Raw genomic sequence first — 16,229 nt, 5'->3', positions numbered from 1 at the left:
TTTATGGAGACAGTAAAAAAGAACGTGTTGTTGATACCAACCACTTTGTCGGTTATCAATGTGATTTGCTTTGCTTCGTTCCTCATTGGACTTAGTTCTATGAACTATCCAATTTCAAGGATCTTAACGGACCTTGGCTTGCTTTGCCCATTTATCTCAACCCTATCATTCTTTTATTTAATGATTAAAGTCAAGGGAATAAAGCACAACGCAGTTAAGTACTTTCATATCGTAAATGCGGTTACATTTCTTGTCCCGATATGTATTCTTATTTTCTTATACTTCGATTCTTAAACGATTGGGATATTTACTTTTAAAAAACTGCTATTATAAAAATCCTTTTTCATTCATACAAAAAAAGCCCTCATTTTTAGGGCTTTTTGCTAAGGTAATTGCTTCAAGCATTATAGTTCTATTCCATTTCATATATCATCCAAATAATTTTGCAAAGGTATTTTCACCGGCGATCCCGTCTGCAGGTATTCCCGTGGCCCTTTGAAATGCCTTGACCGCTATTTCCGTTCCGCTTCCAAAGATACCATCTATGCCATGCGGATTATGTCCTTCCATATAAAGTGCTGCTTGTAGGATATAGGTGATATTCCCTTTCGCACCTTCCCTAACATTAGGTGAAGCCGCTTTTGTTTGGGGTCCCCATATTCCATCCACATTAATCTTTGCACCATATTGTTTATTCAATTCGGTTTGAAAACCCTTGATCAGCGCTTTTTTAGTATTAGGACCATAATAACCATCAACATCTATTTTTGCATTATAACGGCTATTTAATGTCCTTTGAATGTACTTGATAGTCTGATTGCCGCTGTCCTTTGCAGGCGTATCCTTTACAATGACTTCCGATTCGACTTGTGTAGCTGGTGGAGTGGTTCCATTTACTTTTGATATCAGTCTAGGCTTTGCTCCCGCTTTTAACTGAGAATAAGTTAGTCCACCCGTCATATCCAAGTGAGGATAATCTTTAAAGCTTGACCAATCCCCTCCCCATGCAAAGCCCAAGGATTTACCAATTGCTGCTACCCGTTTCCATTTTGAATCAACTGTCCATATGGCATTCTTTCCATCATCGCTGACTATGAAATAATCTATGGCTAGTCCATAATTATGGTAAGATTGACCTGGCATCGCGTTGGTCACTCTCGGTTTCGATAAATCACTATAGTTTATACCATCGTAGTTATAACCTAGGCGACCTTGACCATATAGCTTTGCTTGCTCTTCCATAGACCGATAACCTGCGCTGATTTGAACGAAAATACCTTCTTGGTATGCCCGTTTAACCATTTCCAATGCTGATTCTTTTACGACTGGATGAATACCGCTGCCCATATTCTTTTCCGAACGATCCAATAAAGTTTCTAATTTAACTGTCAATTTAACCACCTCCTAATATGTTACGGTACTTATTAGGAAATGCTTGTACACCTACCTTGACGTTACAAAAAAATGCCCTTTTATGTTGACCTAGTTGGGTTCATCATTCATATAATTCCGGTAAAATAACAAAAGCACAACCCTTAATGGGATTGTGCTTTTGTTCTATTATAAAGGCTTATTTTGATTTTCTTTATCTTTACCAATAACTCTTATCAACTCATCCAGCTTTTCATTTCTTTCTTGATCTAATCTTGTCTTTGCATTGATGAATTTAATTATCTTAATTATGAAATAAACACTTAATACAATAAGTCCCAGATAAAACAATATCGGTATGATTGCAAAAAGCCCTATTAAACTGCTGGCTTGGTCCATAAATAATTCCTCCCAAATGTAAAATATAGTATTATTATACAGGAAAAACAAAAGATGTTTCGTCCGATATCAATTTATTATTTAAATTGAGCAATATGATAATTATTTTGCGCAAAAAACCTGAAACTAGCAACATTTTAAAAGCTCCAATTAGTCATCAGAAAATTTCTTAAAGATAGGGTAAAACAATATTGAAGGATATGAGTCAGAAGAAGGGAGAAGTTTAAATTACACATTATAAAAACCCCTATTTTATCTATTCAAATATAGACATAAAATAGGGGTTATATATTTTTTGTTGCGTTTCTAACATGATTATAAAATAGATAAATTGAATTAAACAACCACATAATCAGTCAATACTCTTCTAAATCCCTCATTTCTCTGCTCTCTACAATATGTTTTCTAAAAAGAGTTTACACTCTAGAACAGATTAGACTTTCAAAAGGCTAATGATCAAGGAACGTTGTCGACCTTTTCCGGGTATAAGAGGTTCTTGTAAACGTAAGACTAAGAGTTTCCTAAAGTCTTGAAACTCCACGAAGTGTATACCTCTCCCCCCATTCCTGTTCAATATACTTCGACACTAAAGAAAGGGTACAATTGTAAGTTGTAGAAATTCCAAGATCATTGGGAGTTTGATAAGTGACTATTTGAATAAGTTCTTACTTCTGTTTGTCTGTTAGCTTGTGTGGTGCACCAGGAGAGTGTCCCATTTTCAAACCATCAATTCCGCCTTTATTATAAGCATTGATGTAAGAGGAGATGATTTTAAGACTCCGCTTCGAGTCGATTTTATGCCCAAAATGTTGAAAAATATACCCTTAATTCACAACAAGTGAATCATAATTGATTCTTTTCAAAATTCAATAATTCTTAGTATAATCCAGTTCATTTTAAAGCAATTAATTTTATCCTACTGTCTTTGTAAATCATTAGATTGATGTTTATTCATTTTTATTAATAGATCTTAGATGATTGTTTAGGGGATATTGAGGTTCCTCGTACGTCCTGACCAGCAAATCTGAGACTTTGAAAACCTATCATTACTAACCAGGGGCTTCTTCATATTACTTAATTCGTTAAAGCAGCCAGGATAAGTAATACCTCTCCAAGATCCTGGATTAAAGGCTACTCTATTCCCGATTTAGAATATACAACCAATCCATTTTCATCGAGTATATTAGGGGTGACAGAACTTTTAAGGTAAATAGGTGCTAAGACAATTTTCTGTTCAAGAAAATCCTGATAATGTTTAAGATATGTTCCTCAAATATTGACTTATTGGATATTTGTACATAATTACACCAACTTATACTTTTTTTATAATACTAGTAGATGATATTAAAAAAAGTCTGATCTCATTAGTGGCGATTTAGTACTAAAGTGCAATTCTTTAATTCGAATAAGGTTAGTGTTAACATATAGTATGTATATCTTCTAATGAAGGAGCCAATTATGAATCCCAATATTTTATTACGTAATAATGTAAAGATTAAAGGTAGTGGTACACGACCAATGATATTTGCCCCAGGTTTTGGTTGTGATCAAAATGTCTGGCAATTAGTTGCAAAAGACTTCGAAGATGAATACCAAATTATCCTATTTGACTATGTTGGGTCAGGTAATTCAGATATAAATGCATACAACGTGGAAAGATACAGTACTCTTGAAGGGTATGCACAAGACGTACTTGATGTATGTTCGGCTTTAGACCTAAAAGATGCTATATTTGTTGGACACTCTGTTGGATGTGTGATTGGTATGCTGGCATCAATTAAACATCCTGAATATTTTTCTAAACTTGTTCTGGTTGGTCCTTCCCCTTGCTACCTGAATCTCCCTAATGATTATTACGGAGGATTTGAGAAAGAACAGCTTTTAGGATTGATTGATATGATGGACAAAAATTATATAGGCTGGGCAACCGCCTTTGCGGGAACGGTAATGAATAATCCAGATCGCCCAGAGCTTAAACGGGAGCTAGAGAATCGTTTTTGTTCTACTGATCCTATTATCGCTCGACAATTTGCGGAGGTTACCTTTTTTGCAGACAACCGTAAAGACTTAGCAAAAGTTAAAGTACCATCACTCATTTTGCAATGTTCTAATGATGTTATTGCTCCGTCAGCGGTAGGTGATTATATTCATAAGCATCTTCCTCATAGTACATTGAAATTGATGAAAGCAACAGGACACTGTCCACATATGAGTCATCATGAAGAGACGATATACCTAATCCGTCAGTATTTGGATGAATTTCCGACAAACGATTTACAGAAAGGAATGGGTGTGAACTTTTGTGAATGAACAATTAAATGAGGCACCCTGCGGATATTTGACTTTATCAGAAGAAGATACTATTTTATCCGTTAACCAAACCTTACTTAAAATATTGGGGTATAATCTCGATCAATTGAAAGAGCAGCATATTAATTTTATCCTTTCGGCTTCTGCTATACTCTTTCATCAGCTTTATCTGGTTCCTCTGATCAGGTTAGAAAATCACATTGAGGAAATATATATATCCTTAAAGTCTGTAGATGATGAAGAAATACCTGTGTTACTCAACGCTGTTCGAAGAGAGCGAGATGGAAGAACTATTATTGAGTGTGTGGTGATTCCCATGCGAAAAAGAAACGAATTAGAAAATGAGCTTCTACTAGCGAAAAAAGAGGCAGTGACAGCTCTAAATGCTAGGAATAAGGCTTATTCTGATTTAGAGAATGCTCATGAAACGATGAAAATGCAAAAGGATAAACTTATTGAATTGAACGAAACAAACGAAAAATACAAAGTAGATACAGAAAGAGAAATGGAGTTTGCCAAAAAAATCCAAGAGACACTATTAACTGTTCCCATTATTAATGAACATCTTGAAATTCAAGCGTATTATAAAGGCGCCAATCAATTATCAGGTGATATTTATGGATTTTACCAAATGGACGCCCGACGGTATGGCCTTATCCTACTTGATGTGATGGGGCACGGGCTTTCTTCAGCTCTAATAACCATGTCACTTCATTCCATATTTCAGAGATTAATTTTAAAAGGTTCTGAAGTAAGAACTGTGATGAAGGAATTAGATGATCATCTTCATTCTTTATTCAAAAACACAAGTGAAACTTCTCATTATTGCACAGCTGTCTACCTTTTAATCGATACTGATAAGAGAGAAATTAAATATATCAATGCAGGCCATCCTTCCGTTCTTTTACAGGATATAAACGGAAAACAATATCACTTGCGTTCTAATCGGCCTCCACTCGGGATGTTTGAAGATATAACTTTTAAAACAAATACCCTTACATACAATAAGGACAGTAAGCTGTGCCTTTATACAGATGGAGTTGAAGAACCTCTAGGTTCAGACCGTTTATGCTCATTGTTAAAGACCTATTCGGCTGCCCCTATATCTACACTTAAAGAGGAAATTATACATTCGCTTAGAAATGAAGAGGGCACTGACCAACGTAAAGATGACCAATGTCTTATTTTAGTTAACCTAAAATAAGACATTGGGGTTGTGCTATCCGTTACATAAACCAATACAGGTTGCAGTTAACTTATTATGGGTAGCTTCTATTTTTTACGCAAAATAATTATTAAAATCACGTAATATAAATAATAAAATGACAGCTTCCGATTCAAAAAAATCATCCAGCTCCCAGCACACTTCGCCAATCCACAACCAACTTTCCATTAATCCCCATTCACTTTGTTCCATTTGCCTTCCAATCCTTTCCATCATATAATGGAGCTATTAAAGCTGATGGGGGAATGCAAATGAACGATGGTAGAGATCCATTCGTTTCTTCACTCGCTTCTCATTTAAACATACGGCTCACTCGTTTAGCAGATGAAAGGGGTATCCCACTGGAAAGATTGTTGGATAAATCGGTCGAATTGTTACTAGAATATATGGAAGACAATGAATTAATCAATGACCATGTTAAGTTAAACAATGTGGAAGCCATTAATAAAAATAATGAAATCATTCAGCAAAGCAGGCAAATCCTTAAGAAAGATTAACTGATGAACACTTAGCCATCACGGTTAAGTGTTTTTCATCTTTATATGATTGTATAAATCAGGCTCACATCTATCAACATTATCTGCGTGTCCAAATAAAAAAGGCAGCCACTAGGACTGCCCTATAGAACAACTGCCTTACAGTTGCTTCATTCTTTTAGTGATTAATAAAAACGGTGCTTGTTTTTTTTGCATTTTTTACATTTACAACGCTTTCCAGGAAACCATATTGTACTGGGGTCATTGTTCTCAAAACATTTTTCTACATAACAACAATTTATCTCCATCCTAACACCCTCCTTACTATTGTATATGCATGGACCAATGGAAGGTGTGGACAAGTTGCTAAAAGTTTAGAAGTGAATGCGAATTATTTTTATTTTCCATGTTTCTGGACAATTTCCAAGTATGTGGAAGCAAACTGAAATCCCCCCCAAGTTTTATGGCCTGGAATCACGATTTTCGCATCATTATATACATACATTAAATTCTTCATCGTATTTGGCCATGCTTCCATGTTAGCTTCATCAATGATCCCGGAATTTTTTTGTTCCAGCGCGAAAATCATATCACCAAATAATAAGTTATACTTTGGAAGCCATATTGTCATGTTATCAGAAGTATGGGCTTTTCCCAGGAAGTATGTTTCGATTTTCATATTTCCAACTTTTAAAGTTGATGCCATTGAATCCAGGGAAGGATCGAGCATAGGATAGTTGAACTCTTTTGCCAATTTTGCAGTTTCAGGAGTACTTATTGTTTTTATTTTTTGATCCAATAATGTCTGTATACCCCCAATTCTATCGTATTTGTGGTGCGTAATTATAGCCAGCTTTACAGGTTTTTTGAATTCCTTTTTAATCATATCCAATAATTGCTTTGCCAGCGTATCGTCCCATGTTGCATCGACTAAGACGATTCCTTCTGATGTATTAAGAACCAAACCATTCGCACCAATCTTATTACCACTGATTTCCGTATAGGTTGTATGAACCCATACATCTTTTTTTATTTTAGTTAAAACCACTGTTCCATCTTCACTGGTTATAACCGTTTGTTTTGATTTGGATTTATGAGCTGAAACCGGTGTCGAAATGTTTAAGAGTTAAAAAACAAACACTTGCTAAAACGATTAAAAATCCTTTTTTTAACTTTTTCATATAATTCTTCCTTTCTCTACTATATTTATAGAATTATATACACTTCCAAATTTTAGTTTAAAGATACATGACGTTCTATTAATCGCAAAACAACAGCTCCTCTGCTACACGGAGGAGCTGTTGCGAATTTGCTTTTAGGCTTGTGCTTCATGGATTTTCTGTTTTTTTGCCGGTTTCCAAAATTCTTCGATTTCCTCGAGCGTTTTGTTTTTGGTCTCAGGGATGATTTTCACGACGAAGATGAAGCAAATGACGTTAATCGCAGCGAATATCCAGAAAGTTATCGCGCCGCCTAGCCCATTAAGTAATATCGGCGTGAATTGCCCAATTGCCCAATTCGCTCCCCATAAGAACATCGTAGTCAGCCCTACTGCACGCGCCCTTAAATGGTTTGGAAAAATTTCGGGTATCATGATCCATGGTATAGGACCCATCGATACGCAAAATGCACCTGTGAAACCCATTATTAAGATAATTAACAAGGGACCATTGTTTATATCGAAAAAGAAAACGCCTCCAATCAGCAGCATGAAAAGAGCCATGAAGGCAGAACCGATTGCCATGAGCTTCTTACGACCGATTTTATCGATGAAGATCACTGCCGCTACCGTGGCAGCCACTTGCATGAGTCCGACCAAACTAGTCGCAACGAATTCTGTGTTATTCTCGAATCCTCCCATTCTGAAAATTTCCGGCCCATAGTATGTAATCGCATTCATTCCTATCACTTGATTGAAAAGAGCAAGAAAAATCCCCACTCCAAGTGCTTTCCTTAAACCTGGCTTGAACAATTGCATCATCGATAGATTCGTTTCGGAATCAATCGATTTTTTAATGGCCTTAAGCTCTTCTTGGCCTAATTTTTTCCCGTTAATCTTAGATAGCACAAACAGTGCTTCTTGGTCTTTACCCTTTTGAACCAAATACCGGGGACTTTCTGGAACAAAAATCAACGTTACAAAAAAGATGAGGGCTGGTATCACTCCATACCCCAGCATCCACCGCCATCCAGTTTCCACTCCCCATTCATGTGTACCGGAACCGGCAACCATTAGATTAACGAAGAATGTGGCTGATATCCCGATAATCGTGAATAGTTGGTACATGGAGGATAATCTTCCACGAATGGCAGCCGGGGCACATTCGGTAATGTACGTGACAGCTAAGGCTGAAGCAAGTCCAATTCCTACACCGCCAAATATCCTGGCACCAATTAACATCTCGACCGAAATCGTGAAAGCGGATGCAATGGCGGATATGGCAAAAAACAAGGCCGCCAACATTAATATTTTCCGTCTTCCGAAGGCATCGCTTAAATACCCTGATACACTGACCCCTAAAATACCGCCTACCATGATACTGGATATGACGAATCCTTCCATGGCCGGTGACAGATCGTATAACTCTTGTAAAAAACCGATGGCTCCCGAAATGACTGCGGTATCATAACCATAGAGTAAACCTGCCATCCCTGCCGCTGCAGAGATTATAACAATATACCAAAATGAATTTTTGTCCCTTACCTTGCGATTCCCCATTTTTAGTTCCTCCCAGTCTTTTATGCTTCCAGTTTTTATGTAATATTCTGAATACTGAAACTATAACCATTGACAATGGAACCTGTTACTTTCCTTCTCCCGCAGATAGTAAGAAGCTAACTTGAATAACTATTTTCAGGAAGCGCTTTCTTTAATCGAGTTTATAATTTATACGTATAAATGTCAACACTAAAAATTAGTCTGCAAAAAAATGATACCAATCACCGATTGGTATCATTTTTTTGCTTTTTTCGTAGAATCCCGCTTTACTAGTTCAGGTTCGTAGACAATCGATTCGATGTCCTTACTTGTCTGCGATCCGATTAACTTAAGAATCATGTTTCCCGCATCTGTGCCCATCTGTTCTTTCGGATGTTTGATCGTCGTTAATTTGATATCAAGCATTTTGGCGATCGGTGAATCATCATATCCTATGACGGATAGTTCATCTGGAACGGCGATTCCTAATTCTTTCGCAATGGAAATCACCAGGAAAGCGATTTGATCGTTGTAACAAACAATTCCAGTTGGCCGATTGGATTGTGTCAGGACGGTCCTGATACGGTCGGTTAATTCCTTTTTCTCTTCATTTGTTTGGAAGGTGATGAATTGGCCGGGAGAAGCAAGTGAGGGCTGCTGCTGATAAGCTGCAATAAATCCATTCATACGGTTTACCCCTTGCTTATCATCCGTTTTAAATATCCCTAATATTTTCACATGGCCAAGCGTTAGAAGGTGTTCCGTGGCCATATACCCCCCTTTAAAATCATCAACGACGAGAAACGGGAAATCCATATCCTGATAAGTGGAATTAATCATTAAACATGGGATATCATTTTTCTTTATATTTTTGTACATTCCAATATTCTGGCTGGGAAAGGAACTTTTTGTCGGTTCGATTATCATGCCATCGATCGATTGGGATAATAGATTTTCCAAGCTCTTCCGTTCTATTGCTACATCATTGTGCGTACTGGCAAGAACGAGTGAAAATGAATGCTCCGATAAGACCTTTTCAATGCCGACGATGATGTTGGGAAAAATATAGTCAGCGATATGGGTCGTTAAAACGGCAATGGTTTTCGTTGGTGCCTGATTGATCCGTTTATCCTCCCAATCCGCAACGAATATCCCCCCGCCTTGAATGCGATACAGATAATTCGCCACTTCCAAATCTCCAATTGCCCGTCTGATCGTGTGTCTGCTGACATTAAATTTATCCATTAATTGCGTTTCAGTCGGTAATTTATCATGAGGAAGAAACTGTTCCTTGAAAAGCCAGGACTTAATCTCTTCTATTACAATTTTATATTTCGGTAACATGGTATCCCTCCGTAAATCATTACTAATATCATACCTATTTACTTCATTGATTACAAGATAACCATTGAAACGCTTTATATTCATTAGTACAAAAAAACTTAATTGACATTTGTACGTATAAATATTATATTAGCTTCATAGAAAACGCTTACTCGAAAGGGAGGATAAAATGCGTGGTAAATACTCAATTGGGGTGGATTTCGGTACCTTGTCAGCTCGAGCCGTAATTGTCAATCTTGACAACGGGGATGTTATAAACTCAACCTTTAAAGACTATCCTGACGCGGTAATATGCAATCATTTACCTGGTACAACTATTCAATTAGGAAAAGATTGGGCCCTTCAAAATCCTAGGGATTATGTAATTTGCTTGATTGATACAGTCAAGGAAGCGGTCTCCCTAAGTCATATATCTAAAGAAGATATCATTTCCATTGGGGTGGATTTCACTGCATGCACAGTATTGCCTGTGAAAAATGATGGCACTCCTTTATGTGAAATCCCAGAGTTCAGGAATCGTCCGCATGCATGGGTGAAACTGTGGAAGCATCATGCAGCACAATACGCTGCAGATAAATTGAATCGCATTGCCCAAGAACGGAACGAACCGTTTTTGGCCCGATATGGCGGCAAGATCTCCTCTGAATGGCTTTTCCCGAAACTGATGCAAATCGTTGATGAAGATCCGGAAATCTATCAAGCTATGGATCGTTTTATTGAAGCTGCTGATTGGATCACTTGGCAAATGACAGGAAAAGAAACACGTAATTCCTGTACTGCCGGTTATAAAGCTATGTGGAATGAACATACCGGATACCCGGATTCATCTTTTTTCAGCGCTTTAGACCCTCGCCTTGAACATGTCGTTTCTGAAAAATTAAGTGAGGAACTTCTTCCTGTTGGTTCGAAAGCTGGTGAATTGACTGTTGAAATGGCTCACGAAATGGGACTTTTACCTGGAATCTCTGTATGTGTGGGAAATGTCGATGCACACGTTTCCGTTGCTCCAACCGGAGTGATCACTAGCGGCACCATGCTTAACATAATGGGCACTTCAACTTGTGACATTACACTTTCCGATAAAGAAGTGCTTGTGCCTGGAATGTGTGGGGTCGTGAAAAATGGTGCCGTTCCTGGTTATTATGCTTACGAATCCGGGCAAAATGCAGTCGGGGATATCTTTGCATGGTTTGTCGATAATCAAGTTCCCCCTTCTTATTTTAAAGAAGCCGATCAAAGGAACATCAATATTCATCAATTATTAGAAGAAAAAGCAAATGAATTGGCCATAGGCGAAAGCGGTCTGCTTGCGCTTGATTGGTGGAATGGTAATCGATCTGTGCTTGTAGATACAGATCTAACGGGCTTAATTCTTGGAATGACCCTCAGCACAAAACCTGAAGAAATTTATCGAGCCTTGATTGAGGCAACCGCCTTTGGAAAAAGATTGGTCATTGATACGTTCAAAGCCTCTGGCGTTGACATCAACCAATTGATGGTTTGCGGTGGATTGCCTCATAAAAATCAAATGCTCAACCAAATATATGCAGACATTACCCAGAAAGAAATATCCATTGCCACTCACCTTCAGGCCCCCGCCATAGGTGCAGCGATGTTTGCTGCGGTAGCTGCCGGACAGGATGCCGGAGGCTTTACTAATATCGAAGAAGCCGCAGCAAGGATTGCCCGTATCCAAGAAGAAAAAGTGAAGCCGATTCCTGAAAACATGAAGAAATACAATGCTTTATATCAGGAATACGTTAAGCTGCATGATTATTTCGGCAGAGGTGCAAACGATGTAATGAAAGTGCTGAAAACTCTAAAATCCAATAGTGGAAAAGAGGAATCGTTAATATGCTAGAACAATTAAAACTGCAGGTATATCAAGCAAACATGCTGCTTCCGCAACATCAACTCATTACCTTTACCTGGGGAAACGTAAGTGCTATCGACCGGGAAAGCGGACTGATTGCCATCAAACCCAGCGGCATTGAATATGACAAACTTCAGCCTGAAGATATGGTGATCGTGGACTTGGAAGGAAAAATAATTGAGGGAACCTATAAACCTTCCAGCGATACGGATACACATATCAGGCTTTATCAAGCGTTTAAGGATATTGGCGGTATCGTTCATACCCATTCTCCTTGGGCAGTTTCCTTCGCGCAGGCTGGCTGCGGCATTCCCGCTGCCGGGACGACTCAAGCCGATTATTTTTATGGGGATATCCCTGTAACCAGAGCCATGACACAGGCTGAAATCCAGCAAGACTATGAAATACAAACCGGTGATGTGATTATCGAAACATTCACCGAGAATCATATTGACCCCAACCGTGTACCAGGCGTCTTAGTGAATGATCATGGTCCTTTCACGTGGGGAACCGATGCAAAGAATGCTGTACATAATGCTGTAGTGCTGGAAGAAGTGGCAAAAATGACTTACCATTCCCTTCAGCTTAATCCGCACGATATTCGCATGGACCAAAATTTATTAAACAAGCATTTTAATAGAAAGCATGGAGCTCACGCTTACTATGGCCAAGGTAAATCCAAAAAGGACGGAGTGAATGATTATGTTAAAAATTAAACAAAAAGTATTCTGGTTCATTGTAGGCAGTCAAAGTCTATATGGTGAGGAAGCATTAAAAGAAGTGGAAAACCATGCAATGGAAATGGCAGAAAAACTCAATCAATCCGGCAATCTAGCTTACCCAATCCAGTTCAAATCCCTGGTCACATCAGCCGATGAAATCACTGCCATCATGAAAGAAATCAACTACCAAGATAAGGTCGCAGGTGTAATTACTTGGATGCATACATTTTCTCCAGCAAAAATGTGGATAACCGGAACAAAATTGCTTCAAAAACCACTGCTACACCTGGTAACTCAATACAATCAAGAGGTTCCTTGGTCTACGATCGACATGGATTTCATGAATTTAAATCAAAGCGCACACGGAGATCGTGAATATGGTTTTATCAATGCGCGACTAAAGAAAAACAACAAGACCGTTGTCGGTTACTGGAAAAATGAGGACATCCAACAAGAAATAAGTGACTGGATGAATGTCGCTATCGGGTTTTGCTACAGTTCACAGCTAAAAGTAGCTCGGTTTGGTGATAATATGAGGCATGTTGCCGTAACGGAAGGTGACAAGGTAGAAGCCCAGATTCAATTTGGCTGGACAGTTGATTATTATGGCATCGGTGATCTAGTGGCAGTGATGAATGGCGTCACAGAAGATGAAATCAATCGAACCTATCAAGAATATCAAACGTTATACGATTTTGAGATCGGGAATAATGATCCCAACTACTTCGAAGAACATGTCAAAGAACAAGCAAAAATTGAAATTGGTCTACGGCGTTTCCTGGAAAATGGCGGTTACACAGCTTTTACGACCAACTTTGAAGACTTGCATGGTATGAAGCAATTACCCGGGTTGGCGGTTCAGCGTTTGAATGCAGAAGGCTATGGGTTTGCTGGAGAAGGAGACTGGAAGACCGCTGCCCTCGACCGCTTGATGAAAGTGATGGCGAACAACGAACAGACGGGCTTCATGGAAGACTACACCTATGACCTAACTACAGGAGCAGAACGGATAATTGGTTCACATATGCTTGAAGTGGATCCCACACTTGCTGCAAATAAACCAAAAATCGTCGTACACCCTCTGGGCATCGGTAATAAAGAAGATCCAGCACGACTTATTTTTGATGGAGCCGCCGGAGAAGGCATCGTGGTCTCGATGCTGGATTTAGGAACCCATTACCGTCTCCTTGTCAATGCCATAAGTACAGTCACATCGGAAAATGAAACACCTCATTTACCAGTCGCCAAAGTGATATGGGAACCGAAACCCAACTTCAAAGACGGCATTAAATCTTGGATCCAAGCTGGCGGAGGCCATCATACCGTACTATCCCTCTCCCTTTCAGTTAATCAAATCGCTGATTGGAGTAAGATGGTCGAGCTGGAAACTGTAATCATTCAATAATGTAAGCAAATGAGGCGCATAGATCAATTATGCGCCTTTAATTCATATAAATAAATTATCTTCGTTTTATAGGATAGACTATTAAAAAGTTTCTCATTTTTATATATCCTAAATTTTTCAACACATTTTTCATAACATTTCTTTATTTAATTTTTCAGATTTATGTAATTCTACAAGTAATGAATTTTGATAGTCACTATAACTATCCATATAAGCCCTTATACTTCCGATAATATTTATTTCTTTTATATCTTCATTATTCTCTAATACTTCCAATGCATTCTTATATCTTTTATATATTAGTTGTAAAACACCACTATTTATTTCACTACAATAATCTTTTTCAAGCTTATTTATCACCAATTCTATTTGTTCGATTAACTGCTCTCGCTTATCCATTAAATCCACCCTACATGTTTAAAATAGATTTTGTTTTTGAATTCGCTGCAAAGTAATGTAGTAATAAAGAGTGGGTGGACTATATTCGTCAACTGACTGATTATATAGTATTGAATTATAAAGTAACTCTTTAAGGAAGATACTAACTTTTTAATTCACAGTTACTTACCTTATTTTTATAATTTTTAAAATTACTATTATATATAACTAGTAGAAGTAACAAATTGTTGTCCAAAGCCTTATTATCTCATTAAAAAACTAACCTTAGTAAGATTACTTTGTGATTGGTAGACTAATAAAATATTACTATTTCCAGATTATGTACATATTTTTTTAATATAGTCAATATCAATTTTTTCATTTGATGTCAATTCATATGTTAAATTAGTCCACTGTTCTTGTTTTTGATTTTTAAATTCATCCCATAATTCTCTTAGATATTCATATAAATGGTGTAATTGCCTATTAACTTCGTCCTCATTAACATTATCCATATCTTCAATATCTAAACTATAAATAGGTGTCTTTCTATTATGAGGATAATAGTAGAAATAGGTTCGATTGCTCCACTCTGTTACTTCGGTATATAATAATACTTTATCCCAAGATTCAGGAATAATAAAATTTAATTGACGTCCTATTTTTTGATATAGTTGCTCCATTTTTTCTTTATTCATTTATTTACCTCCATATATGTTTTCCAAGACTTCCACAGATTTTTTACCATCAATTTTATACTTTATTCCAAATCTACTTGGTCGTAAAGACTGCCCTTCATATATTGGTTTTATATCTATCGAAACTTGTTGACCTTCTCTTAAAGCTTTTGCCCAAGCATATTCAAGTTTTTTATAAGCACTTACATTTACATTGCCATTCATTGCAACTATATATCGATAAGAGGAGAACCATTAAATTGAATACCGATTAAATGTCCTCCATGATCACCTTTAGTACTAGGAGCTATAATTCTCTCATCTCCTCCAGCAGCTAACTGATGTTTGGTATCACGAACACCCATTTCCAAAGTTATCTCTCCTGAAGCCTTCTCAATTCTTCCTAAATCGTCTGTTTGATATCGATATCCATTTGTTTCATATTTAACATTTGGCTTTAATTTAAACTCATCTAAAAAATGACTACCGTCTTTAATTACATCATCGTTTGATGAAGCCTTAAAGGCTTTACCTGATTCACAGAAAGGAAAAAAGGTGAAGGCGAGAGAAGGGTTGTATTTCTGTAATCAACTCTATTCTATCGAAAGAAAGCTAAAACATGTCGACCCTACAGAACGACATGAGCAGCGACTGGAAAAAAGCAGGCCCATTCTGGACCTTTTTTCAGCATGGCTTTATGAACAAAAAGATCTCGTTCAACTAAAAAGTGCGCTAGGAAAAGCAATCACTTATTGTTTGTATCAATGGAAGCATCTTGAAACTTTTTTATTGGACGGGCATTTAGAAATCGACAACAACAGAAGTGAACGTTCCATTAAGCCGTTTGTGATTGGGAGAAAAAATTGGATGTTTTCTAATACACCGCGAGGTGTTAGAGGGAGTGCCATCATGTATAGTGTGGTTGAAACGGCAAAAGAGAACGATTTGAGTCCCTATCATTATCTTCGCTATTTGTTTGAGACGCTGCCAAATATGGATCTAACGAATAAAATAGAAATAGATAAAGTCTTGCCGTGGTCATCTAGTTTACCCTCGGCATGCAGAGTACCGATAAAAAGTGAAGCAAACAAAACATAGTCCCGAAATACACCACCCATGTAGTATTTGGGGGCTACTTGACGTTCACTTTCTTATGGAGTCAGCTGTTGGACAGCTGATTAATAACAATACATCGAATTTGAGTTTACTTAACACGGTTATGTTTGTATTTCTCATTTTATCTTTGGTTCATTCACAGTTAGAACATGGCTATATTACTTGCGACTTAGAAAGCGTTATGGATTTAGTTTGTAACCTAAAATTTCAAAAAACAGCTCATCCTTTAATGTTT

General features: G+C 37.5%; 17 protein-coding genes and 1 pseudogene. 8 read left to right on the top strand and 10 right to left on the bottom strand.

Translation table 11 applies throughout. The features are described 5' to 3' along the window. Positions 1–3 precede the first annotated feature (3 nt). The gene (locus ACDZ29_RS23385) at positions 4–294 is read left to right on the top strand and encodes a hypothetical protein (protein WP_375088826.1); all 291 of its coding nucleotides are present in this window, start codon (positions 4–6) and stop codon (positions 292–294) included. Positions 295–429: 135 nt separating this feature from the next. Here the strand turns inward: ACDZ29_RS23385 and ACDZ29_RS23380 are convergent, their stop codons facing one another. Together ACDZ29_RS23380 and ACDZ29_RS23375 are read right to left on the bottom strand one after the other, a co-directional pair. Further along, positions 430–1,392, bottom strand: a complete 963-nt coding sequence (locus ACDZ29_RS23380; RefSeq protein ID WP_375088825.1) for a peptidoglycan-binding protein — start codon at positions 1,390–1,392, stop codon at positions 430–432. A 168-nt stretch (positions 1,393–1,560) separates the two neighbouring features. Further along, positions 1,561–1,770, bottom strand: a complete 210-nt coding sequence (locus ACDZ29_RS23375; RefSeq protein ID WP_370014963.1) for a hypothetical protein — start codon at positions 1,768–1,770, stop codon at positions 1,561–1,563. Between the two features lie 1,458 nt (positions 1,771–3,228). Here ACDZ29_RS23375 and ACDZ29_RS23370 point away from each other — a divergent pair. Together ACDZ29_RS23370 and ACDZ29_RS23365 are read left to right on the top strand one after the other, a co-directional pair. After that, complete coding sequence (locus tag ACDZ29_RS23370; protein WP_375088824.1) at positions 3,229–4,080, top strand: alpha/beta fold hydrolase; 852 nt, start codon at positions 3,229–3,231, stop codon at positions 4,078–4,080. Next, positions 4,073–5,284, top strand: a complete 1,212-nt coding sequence (locus ACDZ29_RS23365; RefSeq protein WP_375088823.1) for a PP2C family protein-serine/threonine phosphatase — start codon at positions 4,073–4,075, stop codon at positions 5,282–5,284. Before ACDZ29_RS23370 ends, ACDZ29_RS23365 begins: the two co-directional genes overlap by 8 nt. Positions 5,285–5,359: 75 nt before the next feature. Here ACDZ29_RS23365 and ACDZ29_RS23360 read toward each other — a convergent pair whose 3' ends face one another. Then, positions 5,360–5,497: a hypothetical protein gene (locus ACDZ29_RS23360; protein WP_375088822.1), complete on the bottom strand. Its 138-nt coding sequence runs from the start codon at positions 5,495–5,497 to the stop codon at positions 5,360–5,362. A 59-nt stretch (positions 5,498–5,556) separates the two neighbouring features. Between ACDZ29_RS23360 and ACDZ29_RS23355 the strand changes: the two genes are divergently transcribed. Then, positions 5,557–5,802 (top strand): hypothetical protein, encoded by a 246-nt coding sequence (locus ACDZ29_RS23355; protein ID WP_375088821.1) that lies wholly within the window; start codon positions 5,557–5,559, stop codon positions 5,800–5,802. Positions 5,803–6,178: 376 nt separating this feature from the next. On the opposite strand, the gene bla is transcribed toward ACDZ29_RS23355, so the two are convergent. The 3 genes from bla to ACDZ29_RS23340 all read right to left on the bottom strand — a co-directional run bounded on the left by bla (position 6,179) and on the right by ACDZ29_RS23340 (position 9,823). Then, positions 6,179–6,829 carry a subclass B1 metallo-beta-lactamase gene (bla, locus tag ACDZ29_RS23350; protein WP_375088820.1) on the bottom strand — a complete coding sequence of 217 codons (651 nt, stop codon included), beginning with the start codon at positions 6,827–6,829 and terminating at the stop codon, positions 6,179–6,181. A 267-nt stretch (positions 6,830–7,096) separates the two neighbouring features. Then, positions 7,097–8,500 carry a sugar porter family MFS transporter gene (locus ACDZ29_RS23345; RefSeq protein WP_289324995.1) on the bottom strand — a complete coding sequence of 468 codons (1,404 nt, stop codon included), beginning with the start codon at positions 8,498–8,500 and terminating at the stop codon, positions 7,097–7,099. Positions 8,501–8,734: 234 nt separating this feature from the next. Further along, a complete protein-coding gene (locus ACDZ29_RS23340) occupies positions 8,735–9,823 on the bottom strand; it encodes a substrate-binding domain-containing protein (protein WP_375088819.1) in 1,089 nt (362 codons plus the stop codon). A 169-nt stretch (positions 9,824–9,992) separates the two neighbouring features. Here ACDZ29_RS23340 and ACDZ29_RS23335 point away from each other — a divergent pair, with 169 nt between their 5' ends. From ACDZ29_RS23335 to araA, 3 genes are read left to right on the top strand one after another with little or no spacing between them, the layout of a single operon-like run. Next, entirely contained in the window at positions 9,993–11,684 is a 1,692-nt protein-coding gene (locus ACDZ29_RS23335; protein WP_375088818.1) for a ribulokinase, read from the top strand. Continuing rightward, positions 11,678–12,412 carry an L-ribulose-5-phosphate 4-epimerase gene (locus ACDZ29_RS23330; RefSeq protein WP_375088817.1) on the top strand — a complete coding sequence of 245 codons (735 nt, stop codon included), beginning with the start codon at positions 11,678–11,680 and terminating at the stop codon, positions 12,410–12,412. Before ACDZ29_RS23335 ends, ACDZ29_RS23330 begins: the two co-directional genes overlap by 7 nt. After that, positions 12,399–13,823: an L-arabinose isomerase gene (gene araA / locus ACDZ29_RS23325; RefSeq protein WP_375088816.1), complete on the top strand. Its 1,425-nt coding sequence runs from the start codon at positions 12,399–12,401 to the stop codon at positions 13,821–13,823. Before ACDZ29_RS23330 ends, araA begins: the two co-directional genes overlap by 14 nt. 129 nt (positions 13,824–13,952) lie before the next feature. Here araA and ACDZ29_RS23320 read toward each other — a convergent pair whose 3' ends face one another. The 4 genes from ACDZ29_RS23320 to ACDZ29_RS23305 form a co-directional block, all read right to left on the bottom strand. After that, a complete protein-coding gene (locus tag ACDZ29_RS23320; RefSeq protein WP_375088815.1) occupies positions 13,953–14,222 on the bottom strand; it encodes a hypothetical protein in 270 nt (89 codons plus the stop codon). Positions 14,223–14,539: 317 nt separating this feature from the next. Next, a complete protein-coding gene (locus ACDZ29_RS23315) occupies positions 14,540–14,899 on the bottom strand; it encodes an immunity protein YezG family protein (protein ID WP_375088814.1) in 360 nt (119 codons plus the stop codon). Next, entirely contained in the window at positions 14,900–15,103 is a 204-nt protein-coding gene (locus ACDZ29_RS23310; RefSeq protein ID WP_375088813.1) for a DNA/RNA non-specific endonuclease, read from the bottom strand. 5 nt (positions 15,104–15,108) lie between these two features. Then, positions 15,109–15,276: a hypothetical protein gene (locus ACDZ29_RS23305; protein ID WP_375091208.1), complete on the bottom strand. Its 168-nt coding sequence runs from the start codon at positions 15,274–15,276 to the stop codon at positions 15,109–15,111. A 109-nt stretch (positions 15,277–15,385) separates the two neighbouring features. Between ACDZ29_RS23305 and ACDZ29_RS23300 the strand changes: the two are divergent. Then, positions 15,386–15,976, top strand: a pseudogene (locus tag ACDZ29_RS23300) (transposase); the annotation flags it as partial. Between the last annotated feature and the right edge of the window lie 253 nt (positions 15,977–16,229).

This window comes from Peribacillus sp. RS7 (genome assembly GCF_041956845.1).
Classification (GTDB): domain Bacteria; phylum Bacillota; class Bacilli; order Bacillales; family DSM-1321; genus Peribacillus.
This window is presented reverse-complemented; position numbering and strand designations above follow the sequence as displayed.

What these genes read in the sequence shown, in the direction of transcription:
- ACDZ29_RS23385 (WP_375088826.1), top strand. Translation starts at nt 4, where the DNA reads ATGGAGACAGTAAAAAAGAACGTGTTGTTGATACCAACCACTTTGTCG.
- ACDZ29_RS23375 (WP_370014963.1), bottom strand. Translation starts at nt 1,770, where the DNA reads ATGGACCAAGCCAGCAGTTTAATAGGGCTTTTTGCAATCATACCGATA.
- ACDZ29_RS23370 (WP_375088824.1), top strand. Translation starts at nt 3,229, where the DNA reads ATGAATCCCAATATTTTATTACGTAATAATGTAAAGATTAAAGGTAGT.
- ACDZ29_RS23360 (WP_375088822.1), bottom strand. Translation starts at nt 5,497, where the DNA reads ATGGAACAAAGTGAATGGGGATTAATGGAAAGTTGGTTGTGGATTGGC.
- ACDZ29_RS23355 (WP_375088821.1), top strand. Translation starts at nt 5,557, where the DNA reads ATGAACGATGGTAGAGATCCATTCGTTTCTTCACTCGCTTCTCATTTA.
- ACDZ29_RS23345 (WP_289324995.1), bottom strand. Translation starts at nt 8,500, where the DNA reads ATGGGGAATCGCAAGGTAAGGGACAAAAATTCATTTTGGTATATTGTT.
- ACDZ29_RS23340 (WP_375088819.1), bottom strand. Translation starts at nt 9,823, where the DNA reads ATGTTACCGAAATATAAAATTGTAATAGAAGAGATTAAGTCCTGGCTT.
- ACDZ29_RS23335 (WP_375088818.1), top strand. Translation starts at nt 9,993, where the DNA reads ATGCGTGGTAAATACTCAATTGGGGTGGATTTCGGTACCTTGTCAGCT.
- ACDZ29_RS23330 (WP_375088817.1), top strand. Translation starts at nt 11,678, where the DNA reads ATGCTAGAACAATTAAAACTGCAGGTATATCAAGCAAACATGCTGCTT.
- araA (WP_375088816.1), top strand. Translation starts at nt 12,399, where the DNA reads ATGTTAAAAATTAAACAAAAAGTATTCTGGTTCATTGTAGGCAGTCAA.
- ACDZ29_RS23320 (WP_375088815.1), bottom strand. Translation starts at nt 14,222, where the DNA reads ATGGATAAGCGAGAGCAGTTAATCGAACAAATAGAATTGGTGATAAAT.
- ACDZ29_RS23315 (WP_375088814.1), bottom strand. Translation starts at nt 14,899, where the DNA reads ATGAATAAAGAAAAAATGGAGCAACTATATCAAAAAATAGGACGTCAA.
- ACDZ29_RS23310 (WP_375088813.1), bottom strand. Translation starts at nt 15,103, where the DNA reads ATGAATGGCAATGTAAATGTAAGTGCTTATAAAAAACTTGAATATGCT.